We start from the raw sequence: 15336 nt of genomic DNA, 5'->3' as shown, positions 1-15336 counted from the left end.
GCTCAGCCCGCCACCTTCAGGCGCGCACGCGCATGGCGCCGCAGCAGCCAGGCGGCCAGCATCGCCAACAGCAGGCACACCAGGCCCACGCCCAGCGCCATCCACAGCGGGTGATGGGCGAAGAACCAGCGCAGCGCCAGCAGCGGCGGCAGCTCGCCGACGTAGTAGGTCTGGTTGCCGGCCAGGCTGCGCACCTTGTCGCCCTGCAGCAGCACCACGCTGCCCTGGAACTGGCGCAGGCGCTCGGGATCGAACCAGGCCTCGAACAGGCGGTTGACGTGGGCCGGTTCGTCGGCCATCAGCGCCACCACGCTGCGGCCCTTGCGCAGCGGCGATTCGAAGCCCTGCAGCAGCACGTCGCCCGGCGCCGGGCGCACGCCGACCTCGGCCACGGTCGGCAGGTCGGTACGCCGCGCATCGGGCGACAGGAACGCCGGCAGCTTGTCGAACAGCCAGTCGGACAGGCCGAAGCGGCGGACCTGCGCGGCGTCGCCGACCGGCATCGCCGCGGCCCAGCGCGCGAACAGCGGCTGGTTGCGGCGCGAACCGAGCACCAGCAGATCCTGGTCGGCGTGTTCGTCGACCTGGCGCGCCTGGATGACGCGCGTGCGCAGCGCCGGATAGCCGGTCGAGGCGCCCATGCGGCCGAGCAGCGCCAGCGCGTTGGCCACGTCGTCGCCGCTGGCGTTGTCCGGCATCACCAGCGCGCTGTCGGCCAGGTCGGCCATGCGCGTGAACGGGAAGCCGGCGTTGCCGAAGGCGGCCAGGTTGGGCATCGCCATGTAGTGCGCGAACCCGCTGAGGTCGATGGTGGACGCGTCGTCGATCGCGGCCGACACGTCCGGGAAGGTGTTCTTGCATTCCTCCGCGCGCGGGCGGTCGAAGAAGAAATGGAAGCGCAGCTGGCTGCTGGCCGACAACGGCCCGGTCGGCAGCAGCAGCGGCTGCCGGATCGGCATCGCGCCGCGCGCGCCCAGCTTCTGCCACATCTGCCGCGGTACCGAGGTCGCCAGCGGACGGCCGTTGAGCGGCAGGGTGGTGACGAAGGCGTCGTTGATGCTGATGTTGAGCACCGACTTGTCCGCGCCTTCGGGCAGGGTGTAGCGGTAGCGCAGGTCCACCGGGATACCGTCCTTGCGCCACACGAACAGGTCCGGCGGCAACTGCAGGCCGATGCGGATCAGGTCCGGGTTGTAACCGACCACGTTGAGCTCGCTGGTGCTACGGACCAGCTCGGAGAACCGCACCGGGCGGTCGCTGGGCACCCAGTTGGGCGCGTCGTAGGGCTTGCGCGGCGCGGCGTCCTTGACCTCGCGCAGGGTCGCGCTGGCGCCGGACAGCGGTGCGCCCAGCGCCAGCGCGGTGGCCGCCGCGCGCAGTTCGGCATCGTCGCGGCCCAGCACCAGCAGCAGCTTGCCGGCGGCATCGTTGGGGTTGCTGGCCACCGCCAGCGTCGGACCGGACACCTCGACCGGCGCCACCCCGGCCGGCAGGTTGCGCGGCGTCGCCACGACCACCGCATTGCCGCGCGCCGGCAGCACCCCGGTGGACACCGGGAACAGCGCGCCGCGGTAGCCGGCCAGCGCCCCGAACCACGACGACACGATGCCGGCGGCCTGCAGCTGGCCGTTGCCCGGCTGCCCGGCGAACACGAACGGCAGCTCCAGCCGGCGGGTGTCGCGCGCATCGAAGAACGGCACCGGCAGCAGCGCCAGGTCGTTGCTCAACGGCAGCGGCAGCCAGCCCAGTTCCAGGTAGCTGGCGCTGTCGATGTTGGCCCACAGGCTGCTGTGGTCCGGATCCTCGCACTCGCGCGTGTAGTGGCCGATCAGCTGCAGGTTGATGCGGTTGTAGCCGGTCACCAGGCGCGGATCGATGGCGACGTCGCGCTCGACCGGGCGCCCGGCCTCCTCGGCCGACACCGGCAGCGTCGCCACGGTGACGTCGTTGACGGTGACGCGCAGGTGCGACAGGTCCGGCAGCAGCGCCGGCGAATAGGTGTACTTCAGGCGCAGCGCGGCGTGGTCGACGACCTGGTCGGCGCGGATCGAGAACGGGATGCCGGCCGTGCCCTGCACGCCACGCAGCGTCACTTCATAGTCCAGCCCCAGCTGCTTGAGCGTGGCGCGGCTGCGCTGCAGCGGCAGCGCGCCCGGCACGGGCGCGGCGGCGGCGATCTCCGGCTGCAGGCCCGGCGGCGCGGGCGCGGCGGCGGGAGTCTGCGCATGGGTGGCGCCGGCCAGCAGGGCCAGGGTGAAGGCCAGCCAGGCGCCGCGCGTACGCACGGGGGAGGTCGGCGGAATGTGCAGGCAGTGCTTCATGCGGTTTCTCCGGGGGCGGGCCGGGCAGCGTCGTCGTGCCGCCCCCTCGTGATGACGAATCGGCCCAGGCGATGGAAGCCGCGCAGGCTGGCGCGGAGCACGTCGGACAGCGAGCGCAGGAAGGTGTCGCGCTCGTGCCGGCCCCACAGCGAGACCCAGATGTCGGCGCGGGCGAAGGTGGAAGCGACCAGCCAGCGTTCCTGCTCGATGCTCAGCGCGCCGAACTGCAGGCTCAGCCCCTGCGCGTCGCGGTCGTGGCGTACCAGGGCCGGCAGGCGCTGGCTGCGCTGGCGGTGGCGCAGTTCGATCTCCACCGGCGTATCGGGCTGCACCGGCTGCGGCTCGTCCAGGCGGATGGCCATGCCGCCGGTGGAGAAATCGACCGTGCTGCAGGCCAGCGCGCGCCCGTCGGGCAGGTGCAGCAGCGCCTTCATTTCCAGCGGCACGCGGTGTGCGCGGCGGATCTGGCGCTGCTCGCTGCAGGTGGCGATGACCGCGCCGAGCATGACCATGTTGTAGAAGGTCCAGCCCAGGTTGAGCCAGATGGTGTTGACCTCGCCGCTGCTGTCGGCCATCACCAGGCGGACGATGCCGGCGACCACCCCGGCCAGGTTGAGCAGCAGCAGGAACAGGTACGGGCGGGCGATCTGCGCGTCGAAATAGCTGGCGTGGACCAGGCCGCCCTTGGCGGTGACGTTGAACTTGCCCAGCCGCGGGTTGATCACCGCCATCAGCGTCGGCCGCAGGATGTACCAGGCCAGCGCGGTCTCGTAGACCTCGTTCCACAGCAGGTGGCGGTGCCCGCCCTGGATGCGCAGGTTGGTCAGGCTGGCCTGCGCCAGGTGCGGCAGCGCATAAGCGAAGATCATCAGCGCCGAGGCATGGATCACGTGCGCGCCGAAGAACAGGAACGCCAGCGGCGCGGTCAGGAAGATGATGCGCGGCAGCCCATAGAAGAAGTGCAGCATCGCGTTGGTGTAGCAGATGCGCTGCACCAGGCTCAGGCCGCGGCCGAGCATCGGGTTGTCGACGCGGAAGATCTGCGCCATGCCGCGCGCCCAGCGGGTGCGCTGGCCGACGTGCGCCGACAGGCTCTCGGTCGCCAGTCCGGCAGCCTGCGGCACCGGGATGTAGGCGCTGCGGTAGCCGGCGCGGTGCAGGCGGATGGCGGTGTGCGCGTCCTCGGTCACCGTCTCCACCGCCACCCCGCCCACCTCTTCCAGCGGCGCGCGCTTGATCACCGCGCACGAGCCGCAGAAGAAGGTCGCGTTCCAGGCGTCGTTGCCGTCCTGCAGCAGGCCGTAGAACAGCTCGCCCTCGTTGGGCACCTTGCCGAAGGTGCCCAGGTTGCGCTCGAATGGGTCGGCGGAGAAGAAGTAGTGCGGCGTCTGCACCACCGCCAGCCGCGCGTCGTGCAGGAACCAGCCCATCGACATCTGCAGGAACGAGCGCGTCGGCACGTGGTCGCAGTCGAAGATGGCGACGTACTCGCCGTCGGACTTCTTCAAGGCCGCATTGATGTTGCCGGCCTTGGCGTGGTTGTTGTTGGTGCGGGTGACGTAGTTCACCCCCACCTCTTCGCAGAACGCGCGGAATTCCTCGCGGCGGCCGTCGTCGAGCAGGTGGATCTTCAACTTGCCGGCCGGCCAGTCCATCACCGTCGCCGCCAGCACGGTGGTGCGCACCACCGACAGCGGTTCGTTGTAGGTGGGAATGAACACATCCACCGTCGGCCACAGCGACTGGTTCCCGGGCAGCGGCAGCGAACGCCGGTGCAGTGGCCAGGCCACCTGGAAGTAGCCCAGCACCAGCACCACGAACGCGTAGACCTCGGCCATCACCAGGCCGAAGCCCAGGGTCAGGTCGACCACGCTGCCCATGCCCATGGTCTCGGTCAGCCGCCACCACATGTAGCGGCTGGACATGACCAGCGACAGCCCCATCAGCAGCAGCGGCACGGTGCGGTTGCGGGCGCGCCGCAGGCACAGGCCGATGGCGAACACCGCCAGCGAGAACAGCAGCTGCTGGGTCACGTCCAGCGGCACGGTGACGACGAAGGCGATGAGCAGCACGCCCACCAGCACCAGCGCGGCCAAGCCAAGGCGAGCCAGGGCCTGCGAGCCCTCGGGCCTGATTGAAAGTCTCATTGATTTCCCCTGTGTGCCGCCCCTGCGGGCGGCCTTGCCGGTCGGAGCGCCTGTCACGGCGGTCCTGCGTGGCGTCGGTGCCCCACTCCTATTGCCCGCGCAAGCGGACCAGGGGGCTGTCGTCCGGAATCGTCCCGCCGGCGTCGGCCAGCCTGCGGAACAACTGCGACAGTGGCGTGTCCGCCGGCGTGGCGGGCGGCTCGGCCGCAGGCGCGGGTTGCGCGCCGGCCACGGTTTCCATGGCCGCCGGCGCAGCCGGCCGCGTCGTCGCGGCGGGCAGCGCGGCCTCGGGGAATTCCCGGTACTCCGGCCGTCCCTTGCCGTCACCCAGCTTCATGAACAGGCCCGCCACATCGTCATCGCACGGCGGCGCCGCCGCCGGTTGCCTGCTGCTCATGCCAAACGCATCCCATGCATCGTCAAAACACCCGCCCTACGCCAAAGATCGAAACGTCGCGGTTGCCGGTGGCCAGGTGGCGCACGTCGAGAACCGCCAGCATGCCGGCGCCACGCAGCCAGTGCCGGTAGGCGCCTTCCAGGAAGCCGTGGTGCCAGCGACCGCCCCCCAGCGCCGCCGCCAGCGGCGAGGCCGCATGTACGATGCGCAGCTGGTCGGGGCGCTCCTCGAACGCCGCCCACCCCCATTCGCAGTCCGCCCACACCGCGTTGACCGCGGCCTGCAGGGCCTCGACCGTCGCCACCGATGGCAGCGCATGGGCGTCGGCAAAGCGCTGCCCGATACGCGCCATCAGCCGCGCCGATTCCTCCTCCGGCAGCGCCTGGTCGAATTCGGCGGCCATCGCCCGCAGGAAGCCCCGCCATTGCCGGGCACAGGCACGTTCGCGATACCCATCGAGCAACTCCGTCGGGTTCACCCGGCCATTCCCCTGCGCATCCGCACCGCACCTACGCACCGCATCCCGCCTCCTGCGCCATCGGACATCACCCAATATTGTGAATTAGATCACAATTCAAGCCAACACCCAGCAAGCTTCCGCCGCCGCGGTCATACCGCCGCACCGGTTGCACTGCCGGAGATGCGCACAGCAAAGCACACGACCGTAAGAGAACCACGCCGGAATGACGGCGGCTTTGCAGGCGGCACGGGACAACAGGGGGAATGCCGGGCGCTGGCGCCGGCGGGCCGTCAGCGGCGCAGCAGCAGCCGCGGCACCTGCGCGGCCGCATGCGCCCAGATCGCGCACCACACCGCGGCGCGCACCGGCAGGCCGCGGCGCGGCGCCTCGAACTTGCGGAAATAGCGCCACAGCCCGCGGTGCTTGTGCCACTCGACGAAGAACGGCCGCGCGCGGCTGGAGACGCCGCGCACGTGCAGCACCGCCAGTTCGTTGGCGATGGCCACCGTCGCACCGGCCTGGCGCGCGCGCCGGCACAGGTCCAGGTCTTCGGCATGCAGCCGGTAGCCGGCGTCCCAGCCGCCGATGCGCTCGAACAGCGCGCGCGGCATCAACAGCAGCGCGCCGGACAGCGCCGGCACCACCTGCAGCGGTTGCGCCGGGTCGGCGGCCAGCGCCAGCCGCGCGCCGGCCGCGGGGTTGCGCAGCATCGCGGCGAAGTCGGGATCGCGGCGCCGCACCGCCGCGTCCGCACGGCCCTGCTCGTCCACCTGTTCCACCCCGAGCAGGCAGTCGCCCAGCGGCAGGCCCAGCGCGTGCAGCCGCGCCAGCGTGTCGGCCTCGACCATCAGGTCGGGATTGACGAACGCCAGCCACGGCGCGTCGCTGTCGCGCGCGCCCTGGTTGCAGGCGGTGGCGAAGCCGGGGTTGTCGGGGTTGGCGATGAAGCGCACGCGCGGATCGGCCAGCGCATGGCGCTGGACGATGCCGAGCGAACCGTCGTCCGAGGCGTTGTCCACCACCCGGATCTGCGCCACGCCATGCGCGGCGCGCAGCCGCGCCAGGCATTCGTCCAGCGTCGCCGCGCTCTGGTAACTGACGACCACCACCGCGATCGCTGCGCTCACGACGCCGCCTCCGACCCCGGGCCGTCGCCGTCGCCGTCGCCGTCACCGTCGCCGAACAGGTCCGGCTGCCGCGCTGGGAGCGCCGCCTGCTCGCACAACTGCAGCAGGTGCTGGCGATGGCCATGCAGCGGATCGTCCATCAGGAAGCCGGCCAGGCGCGCGGTCCAGGCCGGCCAGCGGTTGCCCAGCACTTCCATGTCGCCGTCGGCGGGGCGGCCCTCGTCGCGGCGGCCGACGAAGGCGTTGTCACACAGCACGTTGCGCCAGCCCAGCCCGCTCATGCGCAGGCTCAGGTCCACCAGCGCCGCGTACCAGGAGGCGCAGCTCTGCGTATCCAGGCCACCGGCGCGGCGCCGCGCGCTGCCGCGTATGAGCACCGCATGGGTAACCGCCGAGGGCAGTTCCGGGTGCAGCAGCGGCATCGACGCGCAGGCGCGCGCCAGCCGCGCCGGATCGGCCGGCAGCGCATTGCGTTCGCCGGCGCGCGGCCAGGCCACGGTCTCGCCGGCATTGCTCCAGGGCGTGGCGGTGGCGATGGAGGCATCGCGCGCCAGACAGTCGGACAACTGCTGCAGCCAGCCCGGCAGCGGTACGGCGTCGGGCGCCAGCACCGCCACGTCGGCATCGCCGCAGGCCTGCAGCATCTGTTCCAGGTGCGCCGATTCACCGATCGAACGCGGGCGCCGGGTGTACTCCGCCTGCAACCGGGTACGCGCCAGCCACGGTTCGATCACCGCCTGCACCCGCGGCCCCCCCTGCGCGTCGTCGGCCAACCAGACCGGGGTACCGGCCGGTGTCGCCGCTTCCAGCGCCGCCAGGCAGGCGTCGAGCGCCACGTCGTCCACGCCCACCGGCAACAGGATCACCGGCAAGGGCACGCGGCGTCCCCGGTGCGGCGTGGCGTGGATGGTGCGGTAGTGGTCACGACCGGCGGTCCCCTGAGGCTGACGCCGCGAACTCTAGCAGTCGCCCGTGGCGACGCGTACCCGCTGCCCGTACGCCGTGGCGCGGCAGCGCGGCGCGCATCCGCCGTGCCAGGCACGGCAGCGGCGCCGGGCCCGGTCCGCGGCCGCAGGCGTGCCGGCGCGGCGTCGCCGCGGGCCCGTGTCGCCACGGACCCGGCGATGGCGTGGCGCGCTCAGCCGCACCACACCCGCGCGTTGCGGAACATGCGCAGCCACGGCGCGTCCTCGCCCCAGCCCTTCGGCGCCCAGCTCAGGTTGACCGTGCGCGGGGTGCGTTCCGGGTGCGGCATCAGGATGGTGACGCGGCCGTCGCGGGTGGTCAGGCCGGTGATGCCATCGGGCGAACCGTTCGGGTTCAGCGGATACTGTTCGGTCGCGCGGCCGTCGCCATCGACGTAGCGCAGCGCCACGTCCACCGCGGCCTGGTCCACCGCGCTGTCGAACGCGGCGCGGCCCTCGCCGTGCGCCACCGCCACCGGCAGCCGCGAACCGGCCATGCCGCGCAGCAGGATCGACGGCGATTCCACCACCTCCAGCAGCGCGGTGCGGGCCTCGAACTGCTCGCTGCGGTTGCGCAGGAAGGTCGGCCAGTGCTCCGCGCCGGGAATGATGGCCTTGAGCTGGCTGATCATCTGGCAGCCGTTGCAAACGCCCAGGGCAAAGGTGTCCGGGCGCGCGAAGAACGCGGCAAAGGCTTCGCGCAACGCCGGGCGTTCCAGGATCGAGGTGGCCCAGCCGCGGCCCGCGCCCAGCACGTCGCCATAGCTGAAGCCGCCGCAGGCGGCCAGGCCGCGGAAGTCCGCCAGCCGCACGCGGCCTTCGATCAGGTCGCTCATGTGCACGTCGAACGCGTCGAAGCCGGCGCGCTCGAAGATGTTGGCCATTTCGATCTGGCCGTTGACGCCCTGCTCGCGCAGGATCGCCACCTTCGGCCGCGCCCCGGTGGCGACGAACGGCGCGGCGACGTCCTCGGCCGGGTCGAACGCCAGCTTCGGCTTCAGCCCGGGGGCGTTGAAGCTGCGCGCGACCGCGCGCTCCTGGTCGGCCGCCTCGGGGTTGTCGCGCAGCTTCTGCATGGCGTGGGTCACCGACCACCAGGCGTCGAACAGTTCCTCCCAGCGCCATTCGGCCAGGCTCTGCCCGCCGAGCTGCACGCGCACCACCGGTGCGGTGGTCGGGCGCGCGATGCGCTGCGCGCACTCGGTCAGGGCATGCCGTTCGACCAGGTCGGCGAACGCGGCGCGGTCTTCCCGGGCGATCTGCACCACCGCGCCGAGCTCCTCGTTGAACAGGCTGCGGAACGGGTCATCGCCCCAGGCATCGAGCACGATGTCCAGGCCCAGCCGCGAGGCGAACGACATCTCGCACAGTGCGGCGAAGGCGCCGCCATCGCTGCGGTCGTGGTAGGCCAGCAGCAGCCCGGCTTCACGGGCATCGCGGATCAGTTCGAAGAAGCCGCGCAGGCGCTGCGGGTCGTCCAGGTCCGGCACTTCACCGGCGAACGCCGGCAGGGCGCTGTGGTCGGCCTGGGTCTGCGCCAGGATCGAGCCGCCCAGGCGCTGCTTGCCCGCGCCCAGCCCGATCAGCCACAGCTCGCTTTCGCCCTCGCGCTCGAGCAGCGGGGTCAGCTGCTGGCGCGCGTCGACCACCGGCGCGAACGCCGAGATCACCAGCGACACCGGCGACACCGACTTCTCGGTGCGGCCATCGGCCTGCCACTGCGCCTGCATCGACAGCGAGTCCTTGCCCACCGGGATGCTGATGTCCAGCTGCGGGCACAGTTCCATGCCCACCGCGCGGACCGCGTCGTACAGCAGCGCGTCCTCGCCGTCGTGGCCGCAGGCGGCCATCCAGTTGGCCGACAGCTTGACCGTGTCCAGCGAGGTCAGCGGCGCGGCGCACAGGTTGGTGATCGCCTCGCCCACCGCCATGCGCGCCGACGCGGCGGCGTTGAGCAGCGCCAGCGGGGTGCGCTCGCCCACCGCCATCGCCTCGCCGGCGTAGGTGTCGAACCCGGCCAGGGTGATGGCGACATCGGCCATCGGCAGCTGCCACGGGCCGATCATCTGCTCGCGCGCGGTCAGGCCGCCGACGCTGCGGTCGCCGATGGTGACCAGGAAGTTCTTGGCCGCCACGGTCGGGTGCGACAGCACCCGCAGGCCGGCGTCGTGCAGGTCGATGCCGGCGGTCTTCAGCTGCGGCCAGCGCGGCGCGGGCGGGTGCGCGGTGTCGCGGTGCATCTTCGGCGCCTTGCCGAACAGCACGTCCATCGGCAGGTCGATCGGGTGAGCGGCACTGCCGCGCGGCTCGTCCGAACGCCCGGCGCGCTGCGCCGGGCCGGGGCTATCCGTCGCGGCAGCGCTGCCATAGACACTTTCAACCGTTGCGCCATACCCCACCACCAGCCGCTCCTCGGCGGTGGCCACGCCGACCGCGGCGAACGGGCAGCGCTCGCGCGCGCAGATCGCGGCGAACTCGGCCAGGCGGTCGGCCGGGACGCCCAGCACGTAGCGCTCCTGCGACTCGTTGCACCACAGTTCCAGCGGCGACAGAGAGGGATCGTCGGTCGGCACCTTGCCCAGGTCGATCACGCCGCCGACCCCGGAATCATGCAGCAGTTCGGGAATGGCGTTGGACAGGCCACCGGCGCCGACGTCATGGAAGAACTTGATCGGGTTGCCCGCGCCCATGGCCACGCAGCGGTCGATCACTTCCTGGCAGCGGCGCTCCATTTCCGGGTTGTCGCGCTGCACGCTGGCAAAGTCCAGGTCCTCGGCGCTCTCGCCCGAGGCCACCGACGAAGCGGCGCCGCCGCCCAGGCCGATCAGCATCGCCGGGCCGCCCAGCACGATGACGATGTCGCCATCCTGCAGCTTCAGCTTGTCCACCTGCACGCGGTCGATCGCGCCCAGGCCGCCGGCCAGCATGATCGGCTTGTCGTAGGCGCGGGTGATGCCGTCCTCGGGCAGCTCGAAGCTGCGGAAGTAGCCCAGCAGGTTCGGGCGCCCGAACTCGTTGTTGAACGCGGCGCCGCCGAGCGGGCCGTCGAGCATGATGTCCAGCGCCGGCGCCATCCGCGGGTTCAGCGCGCGCGGCGCCTCCCACGGCTGCGGCAGGGTCGGGATGCGCAGGTGCGAGACCGAGAAGCCGGTCAGGCCGGCCTTGGGCTTGCCGCCGCGGCCAGTCGCGCCCTCGTCGCGGATCTCGCCGCCGGCACCGGTGGAGGCCCCCGGGAACGGCGCGATCGCGGTGGGGTGGTTGTGCGTCTCCACCTTGATCTGGAACGCACTGGGCACCACCGCTTCGCTGCGGTAGCGGCCGGTGGCCGGGTCCGGGCGGTAGCGCGCGGCCGGCTCGCCCTCGATCACCGCGGCGTTGTCGCTGTAGGCGCTGAGCGTGTGCTGCGGGGTCTGCTGGTGGGTGTGCTTGATCATCCGGAACAGCGAGCGCTCCTGCGCCTGTCCGTCGATGGTCCAGCTGGCATTGAAGATCTTGTGCCGGCAATGCTCGGAATTGGCCTGCGCGAACATCATCAATTCGACGTCGGACGGGTCGCGGCCGAGTTCGCCGTAGCGCTGGCGCAGGTACTCGATCTCGTCGTCGGCCAGGGCCAGGCCCAGGCGCTTGTTGGCGCCCTCCAGGTCGGCCAGCGCGATGCGCTGCAGCGGCTTGCGCGCCGGGCTGTCGAACAGCGCCCGCGCCTGCGCGATGTCGGCCAGCAGCGACTGCGTCATCGGGTCGTGCAGCAGCCGGGCCACGGCCGCCTGCTGCGCCGGATCGGACGGCCAGCCGGCCAGGTCGATGCGGGTACCACGCTCGACGCGCTGGATCGCCAGGCCGGCGCCGCGCACCAGTTCGGTGGCCTTGCTCGACCACGGCGACAGCGTGCCCAGGCGCGGCACCACGTAACGCGAGACCGTGCCCGCGGCCGCCTCGGCCGGGTGCGGCTGGGCCTGCAGGATGCGGCCCAGGGTGGCCTGGTCGACGGCCGCGGCATCGGCGGCCTGGGTGAAATAGACGTGCCAGGCACCGGTGATGCGCAGATCGGCGGCGATGGACTGCAGGCGGGATTCAAGACGTTCGCGGCGGAACGGCGAAAGGGCGGCTGCGCCCTCGAGGACGATCATGTCCGGGAGACCATGGTGGGAGTCGGGCCGGCCATTGTACCGGAGCCGGCTTTGGGCCGGGCCCGGCGGCGGCCGCCGCGGCCGGGCCGCGGAGTCGGCCAGGGCCTAGTCTGCGGGCGCCGGCCCGACCTCGCGCCCAACCCGGCGCCACCGCGCCCCGTCCCAGACCAGGTAATCGACGATGTCCGGGGAGCGGGCCCCCTCGGCATGGGTGACCACCAGCAACCGGCTGTCGCGCCGGTAGTCGAAGCGGACGTTGTTCAGCGCCCGGCCGGGATGGACCTTGCCGCTGCGGCGGTCGATCAGCGCGTACTGGCGGCACCCGCTGCCGCAGCCGACCACGAACAGGGTGAAGCGGTCGGCGAAGTTGGGCGGTTCCGGCGCCTCGCCGTCGGCCTGCAGGTACCGCACCATCTTCCAGCCGATGTCCGTGCGCGGCAGCTTCGCCGGCGCCGGATGGTCGATGCGGCTCAGCGCGACGCGGTGGGCCTGGAACGTGGGCGGTGCCGACACGCAGCCGGCGTGGAGCAGCGGCGCAAGCAGCGCCGCGCGCCTGGCAAGCGCCGTCCACCCTGCGCCGGGGGCACGGCGGCACGACACCCGCGGCATCGCGCTGCCCTGGGGCCGACCGATCAGGGGCTGCCGGCGGCGCCGGGCAGCCGCTCCAGCGCGGCCTTGAGCTGCGCCGGCGGCAGGTAGCCGCCCAGCTGGGTGCCGTCGGCGGCGAAGATCGCCGGGGTGCCGCTGATGCCCAGCTGCTGGCCGACGGTGTACTGCATGGTCACCGGGTTGGTGCAGTTCTTCGGCTCCACCGGACGGTCGGACTTGGCCGCGGTCAGCGCCGCCTTGCGGTCACTGGCGCACCATACCGAGACCATGTCGGTGTGGTCCTTGCTGCCCAGCCCCATGCGCGGGAACGCCAGGTACTCGACGGCGATGCCCTGACGGTTCAGCTCGGCGATGTCCTGGTGCAGCTTGCGGCAGTACCCGCACTCGATGTCGGTAAACACGCTGATGGTGTACTTGGCATTCGGCGGCGCGAACACGATCCGGTCCGAATGCGGCAGCGACGCCAGCAGCTTGCGGCGGTGGGCCAGCAGGCCCTCGCTGGTGGCCAGCGCGCGCTTTTCGATGTCGTAGGGCTGGGCCTGCAGCAGGTAGCGGCCGTCGTCGGTGACGTACAGCACCTGGCCGGACACCACCACTTCGCGGAAGCCGGCGAACGGCGCGGCGCCGATGTAATCCGGGTTGAAATTCGGGTCCAGCTGCCGGAGCGCATCGCGCACCCGCTTCTCGACCGCGCCGTCCGCGCGGGCCGGCGCGGCGGCGGCCGTCGTTTCGGGCGTTTTCGGCTGCGCGCAGGCGGTCAGGCTGATCGCGCCCAGCAGCGCGGCGATGGCGATTCGGAGCATGGGGATTCCAGGTAAACGGGAAGGACGGAAATCCCGGCGATTCTCGCATACCGCGCCGATGGCGACGTTCAGGGGGTGGCGGGGGTGGCGCCGTCCGCAGGGGACCTGCGAGGGATGGCGGCGCGCGCAGCCTGGACCTGCACGGAGGTCATTCTGGCGCGAGGTCGCACGGCTAGAGGCCGGGCTCGCCGCACATTGGCGCGACGTCACGCGGGCAGATGCGGGGCTTGCCGCACATTGGCGCAACGTCGCTCGGGTAGATGCGGGGCTCGCCCCGCATGCACAAGCCCGTGCCGGGCAAGCCCGGCACCTACGCGCCGCCCCCGCACTCCGCTGCGGCCTGCCCCGCTGGTACATGCGGGGCAGGCCTGCGCTATGGATGACGGACGCTGTCAGAGACATGCCGGGTGGTGCGGTTGGTTCCGGGCGCGCGGCGGCGCGGCAGGCCATACCGGCGCCCTTGTTTCGGCTTGGCGCGGCCGGGCGTTCGGCAGGCCGCGCGGCAGTGCCGCGGGTTTGCTGCTGCCTTCCATGGCGGGACTTCAATGGCCTGCGGATACTCCGGCGTTGGAACTCCGATGCGGCCTGCACCGCCAGTGCTTGCAGCACAGGCCAGTGCTACGGGTGGGACGCTGTCAGAAATCATGCCCGGGTGGTGCGGTTGGTTCCGGGCGCGCGGCGGCGCGGCAGTCCGTGCCGGCGCCCTTGTTTCGGCTTGGCGCGGCCGGGCGTTCGGCAGGCCGCGCGGCAGTGCCGCGCAAGCGGCCTGCCTCACCCCCTCGGGTGGTGGGTGCGGTGCAGCTTCTGCAGGTGTTCGCGGGCGACGAGGGTGTAGATCTGGGTGGTGGACAGGGAGCTGTGGCCCAGCAGCATCTGCAGGGCGCGCAGGTCGGCGCCGTGGTTGAGCAGATGGGTGGCGAAGCTGTGGCGCAGCCCGTGCGGACTGATCCGCGCCGGGTCGATGCCGGCCGCCGCCGCGCTGGCTTTCACCAGCGCCCAGAACTGCTGCCGGGTAAGCGGCTTCTGCGCACGGGTAAGGAACAGCGGCACCTGGCCGTCGGCCGTGGCCTGCACCGGCCGGCCCGCCGCCAGCGCCGGGCGCGCGTCTGCGAGGTAGCGCTCCAGCCAGTGGCGGGATTCCTCGCCCAGCGGCACCAGCCGCTCCTTGCTGCCCTTGCCGGTCACCCGCAGCACGCCCTGGCGCAGGTTGACGGCATTGGCCGGCAGGTCGACCAGCTCGCTCACGCGCAGGCCGGCGGCATACATGAGTTCCAGCATGGCGCGGTCGCGCAGGCCCTCCGGCGTGGTGATGTCCGGCGCCGCCAGCAGCGCCTCGATCTGGCTCTCGGCCAGCGCCTTGGGCAGCGGCCGCGGCAACCGGGGCGGCTCCAGCAACGCGGATGGATCGTCGTCGCGCTCGCCGCGGCGCAGGCAGTCGGCGAAAAACGCGCGCAGCGTCGACAGCAGGCGCGCATTGCTGCGCGGCGACCAGCCGTGGCGGGTGCGCCATGCCAGATAATCGAACAGGCCGGCGCGGTCGAGGCCGGCCAGCAGTCCCGGCGGCGACGCGCCCGCGGCGTCGCCGGCGCGTGCGTTCGCCCAGCGCGCCAGCCCTTCCAGGTCCCTGCGGTAGCTGTCCAGCGTGGCCCGCGCCAGCCCCTGCTCGGCCCAGATCGCATCGAGGAAGCGCTGGATGTGGCGGCCATCGGCCTCGCGCGGCGGCGGCAGCTGCATCACCCGCTGGCGGCGTTCGGCGGCGGTGGAAGGCGACGTCATGGCGCGCAGGATAGGCAATGCCGGCACCGCTGCCCATCCACATCGCGCACGCCAGCCCGTATGCTCGCGCGATGAACGCCGATTCCGCCGCCCCGTCCCGCCCCTCGCCACTGCTGTTGCGCCGGCTGGCGGCGCTGTTCTACGACCTGTGGCCGGTGCTGGCGTTGTGGATGCTCACCGCCGTGCCGTTCACCCTGCTGGACGTGGTCGCCAGTGGCGGCAACACCCACCACAACATCGCCCCCTACAGCCCGCTGCAGTGGCTGCTGTGGCTGTGCTGCTGGGCGGTCGCCGGCGGGTACGCGACGCTCAGCTGGAGGCGCGGCGGGCAGACCCTGGGCATGCGCCCGTGGCGGCTGTACGTGCAGGGCACCGACGGCCCGCCATCGATGGCCCTGCTGTGGAAGCGCTACGCGCTGGGCACGCTGTCGCTGCTGTGCGGCGGGCTGGGGTTCTGGTGGGCGCTGGTGGATCGGGACGGGCTGACCTGGCATGACCGGCTGAGCAACACGCGGCTGGTGCACGTCCCCGACCGGTAACCACCGCAAACAGCCCACCCTTCACTACCCCGGCGCGCGGCGGCGCGGCTGGGCAACCGGTGCTT

Annotated in this window: 11 protein-coding genes; 1 reads left to right on the top strand and 10 read right to left on the bottom strand. The window is 72.1% G+C overall.

What is annotated here, in order from left to right:
- Positions 1-2 precede the first annotated feature (2 nt).
- The 10 genes from bcsB to xerD form a co-directional block, all read right to left on the bottom strand.
- Positions 3-2321: a cellulose biosynthesis cyclic di-GMP-binding regulatory protein BcsB gene (gene bcsB, locus AC06E6_RS00745; protein WP_478059922.1), complete on the bottom strand. Its 2319-nt coding sequence runs from the start codon at positions 2319-2321 to the stop codon at positions 3-5.
- A complete protein-coding gene (bcsA, locus tag AC06E6_RS00740; protein WP_478059920.1) occupies positions 2318-4468 on the bottom strand; it encodes a UDP-forming cellulose synthase catalytic subunit in 2151 nt (716 codons plus the stop codon). Before bcsA ends, bcsB begins: the two co-directional genes overlap by 4 nt.
- 88 nt (positions 4469-4556) lie before the next feature.
- Positions 4557-4865 (bottom strand): hypothetical protein, encoded by a 309-nt coding sequence (locus AC06E6_RS00735; RefSeq protein ID WP_161615609.1) that lies wholly within the window; start codon positions 4863-4865, stop codon positions 4557-4559.
- Between the two features lie 22 nt (positions 4866-4887).
- The gene (gene bcsD, locus AC06E6_RS00730; protein WP_478059919.1) at positions 4888-5343 is read right to left on the bottom strand and encodes a cellulose biosynthesis protein BcsD; all 456 of its coding nucleotides are present in this window, start codon (positions 5341-5343) and stop codon (positions 4888-4890) included.
- Positions 5344-5615: 272 nt separating this feature from the next.
- Positions 5616-6452, bottom strand: a complete 837-nt coding sequence (locus AC06E6_RS00725; protein WP_240213277.1) for a glycosyltransferase family 2 protein — start codon at positions 6450-6452, stop codon at positions 5616-5618.
- The gene (locus AC06E6_RS00720; protein WP_240213278.1) at positions 6449-7330 is read right to left on the bottom strand and encodes a glycosyltransferase family 2 protein; all 882 of its coding nucleotides are present in this window, start codon (positions 7328-7330) and stop codon (positions 6449-6451) included. Before AC06E6_RS00720 ends, AC06E6_RS00725 begins: the two co-directional genes overlap by 4 nt.
- Positions 7331-7590: 260 nt before the next feature.
- Complete coding sequence (gene purL / locus AC06E6_RS00715) at positions 7591-11544, bottom strand: phosphoribosylformylglycinamidine synthase (protein WP_478059917.1); 3954 nt, start codon at positions 11542-11544, stop codon at positions 7591-7593.
- A gap of 105 nt (positions 11545-11649) precedes the next feature.
- On the bottom strand, positions 11650-12057 hold the full coding sequence (locus tag AC06E6_RS00710) for a hypothetical protein (protein ID WP_478059916.1): 408 nt from the start codon (positions 12055-12057) through the stop codon (positions 11650-11652).
- Positions 12058-12176: 119 nt separating this feature from the next.
- Positions 12177-12956 (bottom strand): DsbC family protein, encoded by a 780-nt coding sequence (locus AC06E6_RS00705; RefSeq protein WP_104939638.1) that lies wholly within the window; start codon positions 12954-12956, stop codon positions 12177-12179.
- A 771-nt stretch (positions 12957-13727) separates the two neighbouring features.
- Positions 13728-14732, bottom strand: a complete 1005-nt coding sequence (gene xerD / locus AC06E6_RS00700; protein WP_478059915.1) for a site-specific tyrosine recombinase XerD — start codon at positions 14730-14732, stop codon at positions 13728-13730.
- A gap of 71 nt (positions 14733-14803) precedes the next feature.
- On the opposite strand from xerD, the gene AC06E6_RS00695 reads away from it, so the two are divergent.
- Entirely contained in the window at positions 14804-15271 is a 468-nt protein-coding gene (locus tag AC06E6_RS00695; protein WP_478059914.1) for an RDD family protein, read from the top strand.
- Positions 15272-15336: the final 65 nt, after the last annotated feature.

This window comes from Stenotrophomonas sp. Steno-Z10-HUANG (assembly GCF_056393075.1).
This window is presented reverse-complemented; position numbering and strand designations above follow the sequence as displayed.